Origin of the sequence: Blastococcus jejuensis (assembly GCF_039534705.1) — a bacterium.
Lineage (GTDB): Bacteria > Actinomycetota > Actinomycetes > Mycobacteriales > Geodermatophilaceae > Blastococcus_B > Blastococcus_B jejuensis.
This window is the reverse complement of sequence record NZ_BAAAVV010000002.1, coordinates 470,808-484,197: the sequence shown is the minus strand read 5'-3', so window position 1 is coordinate 484,197 and position 13,390 is coordinate 470,808. Positions and strand designations below refer to the sequence as shown.

Here is a 13,390-nt window from a genome sequence, read left to right as displayed (position 1 = left end):
GTCTTCCCTTCCCACAGAGTCCGGTGGTGCTCGCGCACCTCGCCCGACACGTTACGGGCGAGTAGCCGACGGCCGTCACGCGGCCGGGCGGCCGGGGCTCAGGGCCAGATCGACGCCACGATGATCAGCGCGACGGCGAGCTGCACAGCAGCGAGGACCAGGCTCGCCGGGTGGAACGCGACCTCGGTCACGTGCGAGCCCAGCTTCCCGGGGGTGATCAGGTCGAGCACCACGAAGGCGGCCGCCTGGAGCAGCACCCCGAGGACGCCGAACACCACCGTGTAGAGCAGCGCCTCGCCGAAGGCGCTGGTCGCGTTGGTCCAGATGCTGGCGAAGATGATCGCGCCCTGGCCGAGGAAGCCGGCCGCCAGCACGAGGCCCGCGTTGATCGAGCGCTGCTCGTGGATCTGCCGGCCCAGGTGCCCCGGCGTGAGCAGGTCGAGGGCGAAGAAGCCCAGCGTGAGCAGGGCGATGCCCACCCCCGTGTAGGCGACGGCGTAACCGATGCTCTCCAGCACGGGAGGACCTCCAGGGGCGGCGGGCGTGAACGGGCGTTTCGTGGTCTGACGGCCGTGCAAGGTCTACAGCACGCGACGCCCGCTCGTCACTCCGCCGCTCTGCGTCAGTGCTGGTCGGCCCCGGCGTCCCCGTGGTCACGCTCCCCGTGCCCGCGCTCCCCGTGCCCGGTCTCACCGTGCTCACCGCCCCGCCGCGGGTGGTGCAGCCGGCGGACCGACGCCAGCGCCGCCCGGCGGGCATGCATCCGGCGGCGGGCCCGCATGGTGCGGGGGGCCCGCGGCTCCTCGCGGAGGAGGGCGTCGAGCCAGTGCCCCCGCGGGTCGACGTCGACGATGAGCGCCTTCACCAGCAGGGTGAGCGGGATGGCCAGCAGCGCGCCGAGCGCGCCGAGCACCCAGCCCCAGAACAGCAGGGCGACGAACGTGACGGTCATCGACAGGCCCACCGAGTCGCCGACGAACCGCGGCTGGATCAGCGTCTGGACGACGAAGTTGAGCACCGAATAGACGATGACGACGGCGAGCAGTTCGCCCCAGCCACCGGCCAGCAGGCCGAGCAGCGCCGGAGGCAGCAGCCCGAGGACGAACCCGATGTTGGGCACGTAGTTCGTGATGAAGGACAGCAGGCCCCACAGCGCCGCGGCCGGGATGCCGATGATCTCCAGGGCGATCCAGTCACCGACGGCGACGATGGCGCCGAACACCGTGCTGACCAGCAGGTAGCTGCGCGTGCCCTGCGCGAACAGCGTCAGCGCGACCGGCAGGTGCGGGCGCTCGTCGCCCACCAGCGCCATGCGCCGTCCGAACCCGCTGGACTCGATCGTGATGAAGATCAGGGCCACGAGCAGCAGCACGAGCGTGCTCGCGGCGTCGGTGAGGCTGGCCAGCAGCCCGGTGGCCACTCCGACGACCTGGCTGTAATCGATCTGCGAGACCAGGTCCGACAGCTGACCGGAGACCAGCCCGGCGTCGTTGAGGTCGTTGACCACCGAGTTGATCAGTTCCTCGGCCGGTCCGGCGTAGTCGGGCAGCAGCGCCGCCATCTGCGCGACCGATGCGACCAGCAGCGCGACGAAGCCCAGCAGGACCGTCCACACCAGGACGAGCAGCACGGTGGTGGCCAGCCACCGGGGCACGCCCTTCCGGCGCAGCCAGCCCTGCACCGGCGCGAGCGCGATGACCACGACGAGGGCCAGGAACACGGGGGCGACCAGCCAGGCGATCTCGCGCAGGCCCGCGACGGCGATGGTGGCGGTGGCCAAGCCGACGAGCAGGAGCAGCCACCGCGGCAGCCCGCCGGCCGGCTGGCCGGCCAGACCCGGCGACAGCGCCGTCGCCCCCGAATCCGGGGACGGGGACGGGGCGGGGCTCACCGGCTCGGCAACGGGCTCGCCGTCGGCGGTCGCGACGGCAGGCTGCGGACGCGCGAGCGGGCGGGGACCGGTCTGCCCGGCTCCCGGCACGTCCGGTCGCACCGCCATGCTCGTCCCCCTCCCCCGTGCTGGCCCGTCCTACACCCGTCCGGTCGGTGCCGTGCGCGGCGTCCGCGCGGTCAGCCCGCTGTCGCGCGCCCGTCCAGCAGTTCGGTCATGACCGGCAGCCCGAAGAACTCCGCCGTCGCGCGGGCACTGGGTCCCCCGGCGTCGGGATCCGCGCCCGCCGCCAGCAGCCGCGTGACCGTTCCGGTCGACTGGCGGAACACCGCCGCGGCCAGCGCGGTCTGGCCCCGGTCGTTGACCCGAGCGTGGTCCGCGCCCCGGTCGAGCAGCGCGCCGACGGTGTCGGGGTGCCCGTGGTACGCGGCCAGGATCAGCAGCGTGTCGCCCTTGTCGTTGGTCAGGTTCACCGGCACGCCGGCGTCGACGTAGGCGGCGAGCTCGTCGGTGGCACCGCCGCGGGCGAGGTCGAAGACCCGCCCGGCCAGCTCGATGACGCCGGGGTCGATCGGTGCACCGGTCACCTCGCCAGCCTAGGCGCGGCGCCGCGTCGTGCCGGTCACCCTCGGGCGACCCGGTCGGTGAGCGCCAGCACGTGCTCCCACGCGTCGGCGCAGGCCTGCGCCCAGTCGCCGTACGCGCGGTCGAAGAAGGAGTGCGGCGCGCCGTCGTAGACCACCGCGTCGACCTCGGCGCCGGCACCGCGCATGGTCTCGGCGAGGGCGAGCTGGTCGGCGACCGGGGTGGCCGCGTCGGCGCCGGCGATGAGCATCACGGTGGGCAGGTGGGCGCGCTCCGCCGCCGTCCCGACGACGCCCGGCTTGCCGTAGAAGCCCGCGCAGCCGGCCAGGTCGAGGTCGCCGCCGCTCTGCCGCCACGACATGCTGCCCCCGAGGCAGAACCCGACGGTGACCACGGGCAGGTCCGGCTCGGTGCGCCCCCGCAGGTACTCGATTGCTGCGGCGAGGTCGATGTCGACCTGCTCGGGTTGGAGGGCCTCGACGTGCGGCCGGAACACGAAGTCCTCGCCCCGGACGCCGCCCTCGGCGACGCCCGCCGTCCGGCCGAAGTAGTCGATGGCCACCGTCGCCGCCCCGGTCTCGGCGAAGCGCTCGGCGAGGGCCACGTAGTACGGATGCAGCCCACGGACGTCGGGCAGCACGACGACACCGACGCGCGGCGTCCCGGACGGTGCGGCGTAGGCGGCGGTGAACTCGGTGCCGTCGGCCGAGGTCAGGGTGAGGACGCCGCGCTCGGCGACGTCCCCGCTGCGCGGCGGGGCGGGCGGCCGGCTGTCATGGTCGTGGCACATGCCCTCGTTCTACCGGGCGGACCCGGCGACGGCGACCGGCGGCCGCCCCCCGACGCTCAGCTGTCGGCGGCGGCGTCGGCCGGCCCGGGAGAGCCACCGAAGACCCCGGCGGCGACCTCCCGCCGGGCGTCGGCCAGCCACTGGTGCTGCTTGTCGGCCTGCGCGATCAGCCGCTCGAGCAGCGGCTCCTCGAGGCGGGGCTCGACGGTGGCGACCACCCGCAGCGTCTCGAAGCCGGCCCGCTTGGCCAGCACCGCGGTGGCGATGAACTCGAACTCCACCAGGTCGCTGAGCGGGGACCGGGAGATCAGGTGCCCGTTGAGCTTCGCCCGGGCGAGCTTCTCCCCGATCCAGGAGGCCACCTGCTTGTACTGGCGGACCGGGATGCCCAGCGCCGCCATGGACTGCCGCAGGGCGGCACGCTCCTCGCGGAGCTCCCCCAGCAGCTCCTCCAGGCGGGCCTCGAACGGGCTCCCCCGGTGCCGGCCGAGCATGCGGCCGACCAGCTCGATGCCACCGGTGGCGGCGGCGAGGTGGTCGTTGCAGTAGACGCCCAGCAGATCGGGATTGCGGAGGTCACCGGCTGCGGGCGACTCGGACACAGGGCCTCCAGGAGGACGACGACGGGACGACCGCCATTCTCCCCGGCCCGGCCCCGGGCCGCTCGGGACGCGGTCAGCCGCCGAAGGCCTGCTCGAACGCCTGCTCGAGCTGCGGCTCCGCCGGGCCGCTGAACCCGCACCCGTTGACGGTGCCGTCGGTCGCGGTGACGAGGTAGCGCTCGCCCTGCCGGAAGTCGACACCGTCGAGCGCGGCCGAGGTCTGCTGCGGGGGCACGGCCACGGTGACCAGGTCCGCGTCGCCACCGCGGTACCAGCGGTCCACGTCGAGGGTCACCTGGTCGGCGTCGATCGCGGTCACCGACCCGGCGAACGCGACCGGCATCTGGGCGAGGAACGCGACGTCGAACATCATGCAGGAGCCGGCCACGTCCGACGGGGGCAAGGACAGCGCGAGGACGGTCGGGTCCTGGTCCTGGCCGGGGACGACCCCGACGCGGTCGCTGCCGGTCAGTACCACGACGGCGCCCACCAGCGCGGCGACGAGCACGGCCGCCGCCGCGGCCGGGAGCAGCCACCGGCGGCGCCGGCGGGCGGCCAGCTCGTCGGTCGGGGCGTCGGTGTCGAGGGTCTGCAGCTCGGGTGCGTTCATGGCGCGCTCCACCAGTTCCTGAGCCCGCGGGCTCGTGACGGGGTCGACGGGACTCCCGGCGGGCGCCGGGTCGATCCGGGCCAGGCGGGCGCGCAGCTCGTCGTCCGACATGCCGCTCATCGCGCGCCACCTCCCCGTCTCGCCTGGTTCTGTCCGGACGGGTCGTCGTCCTTTCGCGCGGCCACCACATCCCTCAGCTTCTGCTTGGCCCGGTGCAGCCGGATGCTCACCGCGTTCGCGCTGATGCCGAGCACCAGCGCCAGCTCGCGTGGTGCGAGCTGCTCCCAGGCCCACAACCGCAGCAGCTCCCGGTCGGCGTCGGGCAGCGCTTCGAGCGCCTCGGCCAGGGCGGCGTCGTCGTCGCCGTCGTCGTCGTCGGCGTCGTCCCCCGGCCGGTGCTGCTGCGCCAGGCGCTGCACCACCCGCTCCTGTCGGACGGCGCTGCGCCGGCTGTTCGCCAGGCACCCGCGGGCCACCCCGTAGGCGTAGGGCAGGGGCAGCTCGGCCGGCACGTCGTCGAGGCGCCGCCAGAGCACCAGCAGCACGTCACCGAGCACGTCGTCGGCGGTGGCGGGATCGGTCCGCCGGCGCAGATACCGCTGGACCGGCTCGTACACCGCCGCGACCACCCCCTCGAAGCGGCGCCGCCGGTCCGCGTCGCTCTGGACAGCCGTCACGCGCACAGTGTGTCCGGCACGGGGCCGGATCTTTCGGTACCGCGACGGCGTGCCCGTCAGCCGGTCGGCGTCGCCTCCGCGGTCGACGTCGCGCTCGGGGTGCCGGCCTCCGTCGTCGACGCGGGGGCGCTCGTCGGCGCCGGGGAGGTGCTCGGGGCCGGGGTGGACGTGGCGGCGCCGGTGGTCGTCGCGGTCCCGGTCGAGCCCGACGAACCGTCGCCGTCGTCGGTGGTGCCGCCGCTGTCCGAGCCGGTCGGGCCGGCGGGATCGCCGTCGGTGATGGTCCCGTCGTCGGTGGTGGCCCCCGTCGCCGGGTCGTCGGCCTCGCCCGGCGGGCCGGCGTCCGTGCTCTCCTGCTGGACGACGTCGAGGATGCGCTTCTCGAACTCGGTCAGCCGGTCGCGCAGCTCGGCCAGCGGGATGCCCTCGATGCCTTCCCCGAACTCCTGGAGATCCGCCCAGATCTCGGCGAGCGCCCGCTGACCGTCCGCACCGAGCTCACCCGGGAGGCTCACGACCAGCTGCGTGGCCAGCGCGTAGGTCACGCACTCGACGCATGCGTAGTTGACCGCGGCCGAGAGGTTCTGCGGGACGACGACGTCGACCGAGCCGACCAGGAGGACGACCTGGAAGGCGACGGCGACCGTCTGGCAGTCGCGGCAGCTGGCCAGCGCGTAGGCCTCGTTGCGGTTGAGCGCGTCGTCGTCCTCGTCCACCCAGACGAGGGCGAACGTGACGTCGTAGAGCACCGAGCCGTCCTCGGTGTTGACCGCGAGCGCCTGGTTGTCGCCCTCCCCGGGCGCCGGGGGCCGGTCGAAGGGGAACACCCAGGTGGGCGCGGCGCCGTCGCCGCCGGTCGTGCCCTCGGTGCCCTCGGCGACCTGCTGGTCGGCCGGGACGAGGACCATCGCCAGCACCGGGCGGTCCGCGGTGGGCAGCGGGCCCGCGTCTGCCGGCCAGACCGTCGTCGCCGAGCCGAGGGAGCCCTCGGTGAGGGCGCTGCTGCTCGACGCGGGGACGGCGTCGAGGACCGTGCCGCCCTCCCAGGCGCGCACCGGGCGGTAGCGGTCGTCCGTCGGCCACCAGGCCCAGGCCAGACCCGCCACGAGCGCTGCCGCGAGGACGGCGGCCAGGGCCCGGCGGCCCGGACGCCCCTCCGTGCGGCGCGCCACGCCGGTCACCGCGCCCTTGACGAGGCGGACCACCACGTAGGCGAGGCCGAGGAACGGGACGACGACCGCCACCATGGCCAGCACGCGGGCCAGCGCGCCGAGGACGTCGCCGTCGTCGAACGCGGCACCGAGCAGGTCGGCCTGCTTCCCCAGCGCGGCCCACGCGGTGCCGAGCAGCCGCGGCAGGGACAGGACCACCAGCAGCAGCGACAGCGCCATCAGCGGTACCACGATCAGCACCCAGGCGATCACGACGACGCGCGCCCAGGTCTTCAGCGCGGTCGCCTCCGGCTGGTGCCAGTGCCCCGGGACGAGCCCCTTCAGGATCGGGCCGATGCGCTGGTAGAGATCGGGGACGCCGGTCAGGTCGGCGAGCACGTGGTACCCGTCGAAGCGCAGCAGCGGCAACAGCTGGCGGATCATCTGCAGGATCTGGGTTGCCACCAGGAGCAGCACCGCGTGCCAGCCGGTGAGCCACCAGACGCCGAACGAGGCGAGCACCACCAGCGCGTTGAAGTACAGGCCGCCCAGGTCGGTGCGCACCCGGCCGGCCCGGCCGAGGGTGTAGGAGTCGGTGACGTCGGTGTAGAAGGCCGGCCAGAAGAGGTAGAAGCCGAAGCCCATCGCACCGGGGGTCGAGCCGCCGTACCGGGCCGCTGCGGCGTGCCCGAACTCGTGGAAGCCGGCCGACAGGACGGTGAGGACGACGACGGCCAGGAACAGCGCCGGGTTCCCGAAGGCCTGCGCCGTCGCGGCCGCCAGCCCCTGCGAGAACAGCACCCAGGCCGAGACGGCGACGAAGGCCACGACCACGGGGACGACGATCAGCGGGCTGAACAGGACGGCGAACGGCGCGGTGATTCGCCGGGTGACGGCGGGATCGGTGACGACCCGGCGGAGCTTGAGGGCGAGCAGCGGGTTCGAGCGCCGGACCTCCGGCTCGGTCCCGTCGGCCCGGCGGAGCAGGCCCAGCGGGCGCAGGGACGCGTCGACCAGCTGACGCACGTCCTCCGGGCGCACCCCGCGCCCGGTCGCGGTGCTCACCTGCTCGGCGACCTCGGCGACGGTGCGCCGGTCGTCGACGGCGAGCAGCACCTGGTGCAGCAGCGGGGTCAGCGAGATGACCTGCCCGTCGCCCCGGCGGGCGAGCGCGGGCGGGCGCCGGTAGCCGGATCCGGGCACCTCGCCCAGCAACTGCACGCCGTCGGCGCGGACGAGGACGTCGGCGTCGGCCCCGGGTCCGGCGACGACCGGACCCGGGGCCTCCCCCGGGGTACTGGGTGGTGCGGTCACTCGGCGGCCGCCCGCATCACTGGGTGATGTCGGACTGCTGGTCGGCCGTCGCCGTGGCGTTCGCGTCGATGTCCTGCGTGATGATCGCGTCCTGCTGGCTGATCGCGGTGGCCTCGGAACCGACCGAGCCCACGTTGGCCGCGACGGCGGCGTCGATCGGCGCGGCCACGTTGGCGTTGGCCGCCACGGCGCCCGCGATCGGCGAGGCCAGGTCGAGGTCCGCCGCGAGGTCGACGTCGACGTTGAGCAGGTTGCCGTCGAGCATGCCGCCGGTGTCGGTGGGCAGGGCGCCCACCTCGGTGCTCGTGCCGTCGGTGCCCGTGCCGGCCGCCGCATCGGTGCTGCCGGTGGTGCCGTCGGCGGTGCCGGTGCCCACGGTGTCGTCGGACTGGTCGATGGTGCTGTCCTGGGGCGCGGTGGCCGTCGCCGCCCCGGTGATGCCCTGGTCGATGACCACGCCCTGGTCCGAGAGCGCCTGGGCGGTCGAATCGACCGACAGCACGTTGGCGCCGACGGCGGCGTCGATCGGGGCCGCGACGTTGGCGTTGGCCGCGACCGCGAGGTCGATGGGCGCCGCGGCGTCGAGGGCGATGTCGAGGTCGGCGTTGAGGTCGAGCAGGGAGATGACCTCCTTGTCCGGCAGCGCCGCGCCGGTCTCGGCGGCGAGCTCCTCGGGCGAGAGCGGTCGCAGTTCGTCGTTCTGGCTCACGGGTACCTCCTGGTCGGGGTCGCAGGCACCCCTTCCCGGTGATCCGCACCGGCAAACGAGCAGGTCCGGGGGCCACCCGATCGGGCGTCGCTCAGCGCAGGAGCAGGGCGACACCGACGCAGGCCGCCGCCCACAGCCCGCTGGCCAGCGTGCCGAGGATGAACCGCTCGGCGGCGGCGGGCGCACGCAGCTCGGCGTACCGCCCGAGACCCTTGACCGCGGCCAGCACGACCAGCCCCTCCGCGGAGCCGGCCAGCAGCGCCGCCGCGACGGTGGCGCGCTCGAGCACGCCGATCCAGGCGCCGCCGCGGAGGATGTCGGGGTCCTGCGGACCACCGGTCACCCCCACCGCCCGGGGGTCGGCCACGCGCAGCACCCCGGTCGCGACCGGGCCACCGGCGGCGATCGCGGCGAGGACGGCGGCCACGGCGGCCCCCTCGGCGAGCCCGTCGGACGCGTCCCCGCCGGCCCACGCCAGGGCACCGGCCACCGCGAGGAGCGCGGCGAGCCCGACCGCCCCCCAGGGCGTGCGCAGCCGTTCACCACGCGCGGTGAGGACCAGCCCGCCGGCCGCGGTGAGACCGAGGACCACCAGGACGGCGACGTTCATGCCGGCGCTCATGCGGCCTGCCCCGCGGCGCGGGCGAGCAGCCGGGCGGCCGTGGGGCGCAGCTCGCGCTCGAGCTCCCACAGGCCGGCAGCCAGCCGCTGCCCCACCGCCTGCCGGGAGATGCCGAGCTCGCCGGCGGCCTCGGCCTGGGTGCGCCCCGCGTCGACCAGGGCGATCGCCTCCCACGCCTGCTCGCTGCGGCGTTCGACGACCACCGCGAGGGCGCTGAGCACGGCCTGGGCGTCGCCGGCGTCGACCGGCACCGCCCCACGGACCGCCAGCCGGGTCGGCCGCTGCTTGGCCGCGTCGACCGCCCGCCGGGCACTGAGGAACGCCGGGCCCGCGCCGGCGCGGGTACTGGCGGGCAGCGGCGTCTGCACCGGCCCGGCCCCGACGCCGATGCTCCAGCCGCCGACCCGGACCAGCCGCAGGACGACGTCGACCACCTCGGCGGGGCCGGCGAGGACGCCCTGGAACTCGTCGCCCGCGGTGCGCTCGAAACCGAGCACCGCGGGAACGGTGGCGTTCAGGTCGCGGAGCACGTCGGCCACCCGGTCGGGCGTACGCCGGCTGGCCCGCTGGTCGACGGTCAACACGTACGGCACCCCGCAAGCCTGACAGCTTTCATGGACAGAAGCAAGGTTCAGAGCTTGTCGACTACCTCGGCGGGAAATCCGCCCGTCGCCACCGGCCCCCAGCGGGTCACGGTGATCCGCAGGAGGGACTTGCCCTGCCGGCTCATCGCCGCCCGGTACTCCGCCCAGTCGGGGTGCTCCCCGCTGATCGAGCGGTAGTAGTCGACGAGCGGCTCGAGCGCCTCGGGCAGGTCGAGCACCTCCGCCTCCCCGTCGACCTGCACCCAGGGCCCGTCCCACTCGGGCGAGAGCACGCACAGCGAGACCGCCGGGTCGCGGCGGGCGTTGGCGACCTTGGCGCGCTGCGGATACGTCGACACCACGATGCGCCCCTCCGGGTCGACGCCGCAGGTCACCGGGGAGAGTTGCGCGCCGCCATCGCGCCGACGGGTGAGCAGCACGGCCTGGTGGCGGGGGCGGAGGAACTCCAGCAGGGCGTCGCGGTCGACCCGGTCGGCGGTCGCTGTCTTCGGCATGGCACGACGCTACGACGCACCACCGACATGGGTGACGCGACGGGCGGAGATCCTTTCCCGGCCGGTCCGGCGGACGCTCGTGTGCTGAGATCGACCGCATGAGGCTCCGTCTTCCCGGTCGTTCCGCCGATCAGCCGGACGAGGCCGCCCCGAACCAGGCCGCTCAGAACGAGGCCGCCCCCGACCACACCGACTCGCGGCCGGGCCTCGAGCCGGGCGCCGAGGTCACGCAGGCACCGGCACCGACGACCGGCCGCGGCCCGAAGGTGCAGCGCGCCTCGCGCACGCTGGCGATGGCCTCGGCCCAGTTGCTCCTGATCGCCGCCGCGCTGTACCTGCTGTTCTGGGTCCTGGGCAAGCTCTGGTCGATCCTGCTGCCGATCGTGCTCGGCCTGCTGATCGCCACCGTGCTGTGGCCGGCGACCCGGTTCCTGCGCAACCACCGCTGGCCCCCGGCCCTGGCCGCGACCACCGTGCTGCTCGGCTTCATCGCCGCCTTCGCCGGCATCATCGCCGCCATCGCGCCGTCGGTGGCCGACCAGGTGACCGACCTCGCCGACGCGGCCACCGCGGCCCTGCAGGACGTGCAGCAGTGGCTGCAGGGCCCGCCGTTCAACCTGGGCGAGGACCAGATCGGCGATGCCGTCGACTCGGTCATCAACTCGATCCAGGGCAACGCCCAGAACATCGCCGGCTACGCCCTGACCGGCGCCTCGGCGGTGGGCAACAGCCTGATCAACCTGATCCTGGCGCTCGTGCTGGTCTTCTTCTTCCTGAAGGACGGCCCGCGCTGGGTCCCGTGGCTCTCGGCGCAGACCGGCCCGCGCGCCTCCCGGCACGTCGCGGCGCTGTCGTACAAGACCTGGGCGACGCTCTCGGAGTTCATCCGCCAGCAGGCCCTGGTCGGCTTCATCGACGCGTTCTTCATCGGCATCGGGCTGTGGATCCTCGGCGTCCCCCTGGTGATCCCGCTGGCCGTGCTGACCTTCTTCGGCGGGTTCGTCCCGATCATCGGTGCGTTCGTCGCCGGCGCCTTCGCGGTCCTGGTGGCGCTGGTGAGCAACGGCTTCACGACCGCGTTGATCGTGCTCGGGATCGTCGTCCTCGTGCAGCAGATCGAGGGCAACATCCTGCAGCCGATCATCCAGGGCCGGGGCTTCAACCTGCACGCGGCCGTGGTCATCCTCGCCGTCACGGCGGGCAGCAGCCTGGCCGGCATCACCGGGGCGTTCCTCAGCGTCCCGATCGCCGCGCTGATCGCCGTCGTCTACCGCTACGTGCGCGACGAGCTCGACGACCAGTCACCGGAGGTCGAGGACGACGGAACGCGGGCCCGGATCGAGGGCGACCGGTCGGGGGCGGAGCTCGTCCGCGAGCCGGCCGCCGTGCCACCCGACCGGCCCGCAGGCGACGAGGCGCCCCGCTGACCTCCGGCCGAAGGACGGCGGGAATGCGACGGCTCCCGCCGTGGCTGCACCGCACACATCCACTCTCCGAGGAGGACCGACCGTGGCCCAGCGACCGGAGGAGCTCGTCGAGCTGCTCCCCGAGGCCGAGCGCTTCCTGACCCGGGAGGCCGCCGTCGGCGAGCCGAGCGAGCGCCGGGGTCTGGTCCTGGTGCACGACCTCGCCGGCGAGTTCGACGCCGCCCATGCCGGCGCCATGGCCGGCGCCCACCTGCTGGCCAGCCTTCCGCACGAGACGATCGCGCGCTTCGACGTCGACAGCCTCGTCGACTACCGCGGGCACCGGCCGCGGATGACCTTCAACGGCGACCGGTACGTGTCGTTCAGCGCGCCGGAGATCCTGCTGTACGCGCTGGAGGACGACGCCGGCGAGCCGTTCCTGCTGCTGCACGGCGTCGAGCCCGACTTCGCCTGGGAGCGGTTCGTCGCGGCCGTGCGCGGGCTGGTGGACCGGCTCGGCGTCACGTCGCTGGTGGCCCTGCAGGCCATCCCCATGCCGGTCCCGCACACCCGCCCGGTCACGGTGACCGCGCACGCGACGCGTCGCCAGCTCATAGAGCCCTATCCCGTCTACTGGAGCGAGATGCGGATCCCCGGCAGCGTCGCCGCGCTGCTCGAGCTCCGCATGGGTGAGGCCGGCGTCGACGCCCTCGGGGTCGCGGCGCACGTCCCGCACTACCTCGCGCAGGCCACCTACCCGGCGGCGTCGATGACCCTGCTGGAGCACCTGGCGAAGCTGACCGGGCTGCACCTGCCGGTCGAGGCCCTGCGCGAGGCCGCCGAGGCCAACCGGACCGAGATCGACGAGCAGATCGCGGCGTCCCCCGAGAACACCGCCGTCGTGACCGCGCTCGAGCAGCAGTTCGACACGTTCACCGCCGCCCGGGAGGGCACCGGCCTGCTGAGCGAGACCGGCGAGGTGCCCAGCGCGGAGGAGATCGGCGCGGAGTTCGAGCGCTTCCTGGCCGACCAGGACCGCCGCCGCGATTGATCAGGCGAAGACGATCGTGCGGGGGCCCTCGACGATCACGCGGTCCTCGACGTGCCAGGTCACGGCCTGGGCGAGCACCTGGCGCTCCACGTAGCGGCCCACCCGGCGCATGTCCTCCACCGTGGCGCGGTGGTCCACGCGGGCGACCTCCTGCTCGATGATCGGCCCGGCGTCGAGCTCGGGCGTCACGTAGTGCGCCGTCGCGCCGATCAGCTTCACGCCGCGGTCGTGGGCCGCCTGGTACGGGTTCGCGCCGACGAACGCCGGCAGGAAGCTGTGGTGGATGTTGATCAGCCGCTCCGGGAACCGGCTGCAGAAGTCGGCCGAGACGATCTGCATGTAGCGGGCGAGCACCACCAGGTCGACGTCGCCGAGCAGGTCCAGCGCCCGCGCCTCGGCGTCGGCCTTCGTCGACGGCGTCACCGGGATGTGGTGGAAGGGGATCCCCGCGCCGCGGGCGACCGGCTCCAGGTCGAGGTGGTTGGAGACGACCATGGCGATCTCGGCGCGCAGGTCACCGGCGCGCACGCGGTAGATCAGCTCCTGGAGCACGTGGTCGGTCTTGCTGACGAACACCGCGAGGGTCGGGCGGTGCGCGGCGTCGGTCAGCCGCCAGGTCATCTGCCAGTCGGCGCCGAGTGCCGCCAGCCGCCGCTCCAGCTCGGGACGGCGCTGCGCGAGCCCCGCCAGCAGGAACTCCAGACGCAGCGTGAAGGTGCCGCCCGTCGGGTCCGACGAGTGCTGCTGGGAGTCGGTGATGTTGGCCCCGAGCTCGGCCATCAGTCCGCTGAGGACGGCGACGATCCCGGGCCGGTCGGGGCAGCGGACGACCAGCCGCCCGATGTCGGAGGAGGCAGGCGCGGACACGGTGGGACATCCTCCC

At 74.2% G+C, this 13,390-nt stretch carries 15 protein-coding genes; 2 read left to right on the top strand and 13 right to left on the bottom strand.

Annotation, left to right across the window (positions count from 1 at the left end; all coding sequences use genetic code 11):
- Nucleotides 1-98: 98 nt before the first annotated feature.
- The 12 genes from ABD644_RS06035 to ABD644_RS05980 form a co-directional block, all read right to left on the bottom strand.
- Nucleotides 99-518, bottom strand: a complete 420-nt coding sequence (locus tag ABD644_RS06035; RefSeq protein WP_344687753.1) for a DUF350 domain-containing protein — start codon at nucleotides 516-518, stop codon at nucleotides 99-101.
- Between the two features lie 104 nt (nucleotides 519-622).
- Nucleotides 623-1,999: an AI-2E family transporter gene (locus tag ABD644_RS06030; RefSeq protein ID WP_344687752.1), complete on the bottom strand. Its 1,377-nt coding sequence runs from the start codon at nucleotides 1,997-1,999 to the stop codon at nucleotides 623-625.
- 71 nt (nucleotides 2,000-2,070) lie between these two features.
- Nucleotides 2,071-2,478: an ankyrin repeat domain-containing protein gene (locus ABD644_RS06025; RefSeq protein ID WP_344687750.1), complete on the bottom strand. Its 408-nt coding sequence runs from the start codon at nucleotides 2,476-2,478 to the stop codon at nucleotides 2,071-2,073.
- A 35-nt stretch (nucleotides 2,479-2,513) separates the two neighbouring features.
- The gene (locus ABD644_RS06020) at nucleotides 2,514-3,266 is read right to left on the bottom strand and encodes a dienelactone hydrolase family protein (RefSeq protein ID WP_344687749.1); all 753 of its coding nucleotides are present in this window, start codon (nucleotides 3,264-3,266) and stop codon (nucleotides 2,514-2,516) included.
- Nucleotides 3,267-3,322: 56 nt separating this feature from the next.
- Nucleotides 3,323-3,868: a hypothetical protein gene (locus tag ABD644_RS06015; RefSeq protein ID WP_344687748.1), complete on the bottom strand. Its 546-nt coding sequence runs from the start codon at nucleotides 3,866-3,868 to the stop codon at nucleotides 3,323-3,325.
- Between the two features lie 73 nt (nucleotides 3,869-3,941).
- Nucleotides 3,942-4,598: a hypothetical protein gene (locus tag ABD644_RS06010; RefSeq protein ID WP_344687747.1), complete on the bottom strand. Its 657-nt coding sequence runs from the start codon at nucleotides 4,596-4,598 to the stop codon at nucleotides 3,942-3,944.
- Nucleotides 4,595-5,155 (bottom strand): RNA polymerase sigma factor, encoded by a 561-nt coding sequence (locus tag ABD644_RS06005; RefSeq protein WP_344687746.1) that lies wholly within the window; start codon nucleotides 5,153-5,155, stop codon nucleotides 4,595-4,597. The genes ABD644_RS06010 and ABD644_RS06005 overlap by 4 nt, the downstream gene beginning before the upstream one ends.
- 56 nt (nucleotides 5,156-5,211) lie before the next feature.
- Nucleotides 5,212-7,620, bottom strand: coding sequence for a hypothetical protein (locus tag ABD644_RS06000; RefSeq protein WP_344687745.1), 2,409 nt, complete (start codon nucleotides 7,618-7,620; stop codon nucleotides 5,212-5,214).
- A gap of 16 nt (nucleotides 7,621-7,636) precedes the next feature.
- Entirely contained in the window at nucleotides 7,637-8,329 is a 693-nt protein-coding gene (locus ABD644_RS05995; RefSeq protein ID WP_344687744.1) for a hypothetical protein, read from the bottom strand.
- A gap of 91 nt (nucleotides 8,330-8,420) precedes the next feature.
- Nucleotides 8,421-8,951, bottom strand: a complete 531-nt coding sequence (locus ABD644_RS05990) for a hypothetical protein (protein ID WP_344687743.1) — start codon at nucleotides 8,949-8,951, stop codon at nucleotides 8,421-8,423.
- A complete protein-coding gene (locus ABD644_RS05985; protein WP_344687741.1) occupies nucleotides 8,948-9,544 on the bottom strand; it encodes an RNA polymerase sigma factor in 597 nt (198 codons plus the stop codon). The genes ABD644_RS05990 and ABD644_RS05985 overlap by 4 nt, the downstream gene beginning before the upstream one ends.
- Before the next feature lie 38 nt (nucleotides 9,545-9,582).
- The gene (locus ABD644_RS05980) at nucleotides 9,583-10,050 is read right to left on the bottom strand and encodes a PPOX class F420-dependent oxidoreductase (protein WP_344687740.1); all 468 of its coding nucleotides are present in this window, start codon (nucleotides 10,048-10,050) and stop codon (nucleotides 9,583-9,585) included.
- 98 nt (nucleotides 10,051-10,148) lie between these two features.
- Here ABD644_RS05980 and ABD644_RS05975 point away from each other — a divergent pair, with 98 nt between their 5' ends.
- Entirely contained in the window at nucleotides 10,149-11,477 is a 1,329-nt protein-coding gene (locus tag ABD644_RS05975; protein ID WP_344687739.1) for an AI-2E family transporter, read from the top strand.
- An 82-nt stretch (nucleotides 11,478-11,559) separates the two neighbouring features.
- Nucleotides 11,560-12,507, top strand: a complete 948-nt coding sequence (locus tag ABD644_RS05970; protein WP_344687738.1) for a proteasome assembly chaperone family protein — start codon at nucleotides 11,560-11,562, stop codon at nucleotides 12,505-12,507.
- On the opposite strand, the gene purU is transcribed toward ABD644_RS05970, so the two are convergent.
- On the bottom strand, nucleotides 12,508-13,374 hold the full coding sequence (gene purU, locus ABD644_RS05965) for a formyltetrahydrofolate deformylase (RefSeq protein WP_344687737.1): 867 nt from the start codon (nucleotides 13,372-13,374) through the stop codon (nucleotides 12,508-12,510). It lies immediately after the preceding gene.
- Nucleotides 13,375-13,390 lie beyond the last annotated feature (16 nt).

What these genes read in the sequence shown, in the direction of transcription:
- ABD644_RS05990 (WP_344687743.1), bottom strand. Translation starts at nt 8,951, where the DNA reads ATGAGCGCCGGCATGAACGTCGCCGTCCTGGTGGTCCTCGGTCTCACC.
- ABD644_RS06020 (WP_344687749.1), bottom strand. Translation starts at nt 3,266, where the DNA reads ATGTGCCACGACCATGACAGCCGGCCGCCCGCCCCGCCGCGCAGCGGG.
- ABD644_RS06010 (WP_344687747.1), bottom strand. Translation starts at nt 4,598, where the DNA reads ATGAGCGGCATGTCGGACGACGAGCTGCGCGCCCGCCTGGCCCGGATC.
- ABD644_RS06030 (WP_344687752.1), bottom strand. Translation starts at nt 1,999, where the DNA reads ATGGCGGTGCGACCGGACGTGCCGGGAGCCGGGCAGACCGGTCCCCGC.
- ABD644_RS05975 (WP_344687739.1), top strand. Translation starts at nt 10,149, where the DNA reads ATGAGGCTCCGTCTTCCCGGTCGTTCCGCCGATCAGCCGGACGAGGCC.
- ABD644_RS05980 (WP_344687740.1), bottom strand. Translation starts at nt 10,050, where the DNA reads ATGCCGAAGACAGCGACCGCCGACCGGGTCGACCGCGACGCCCTGCTG.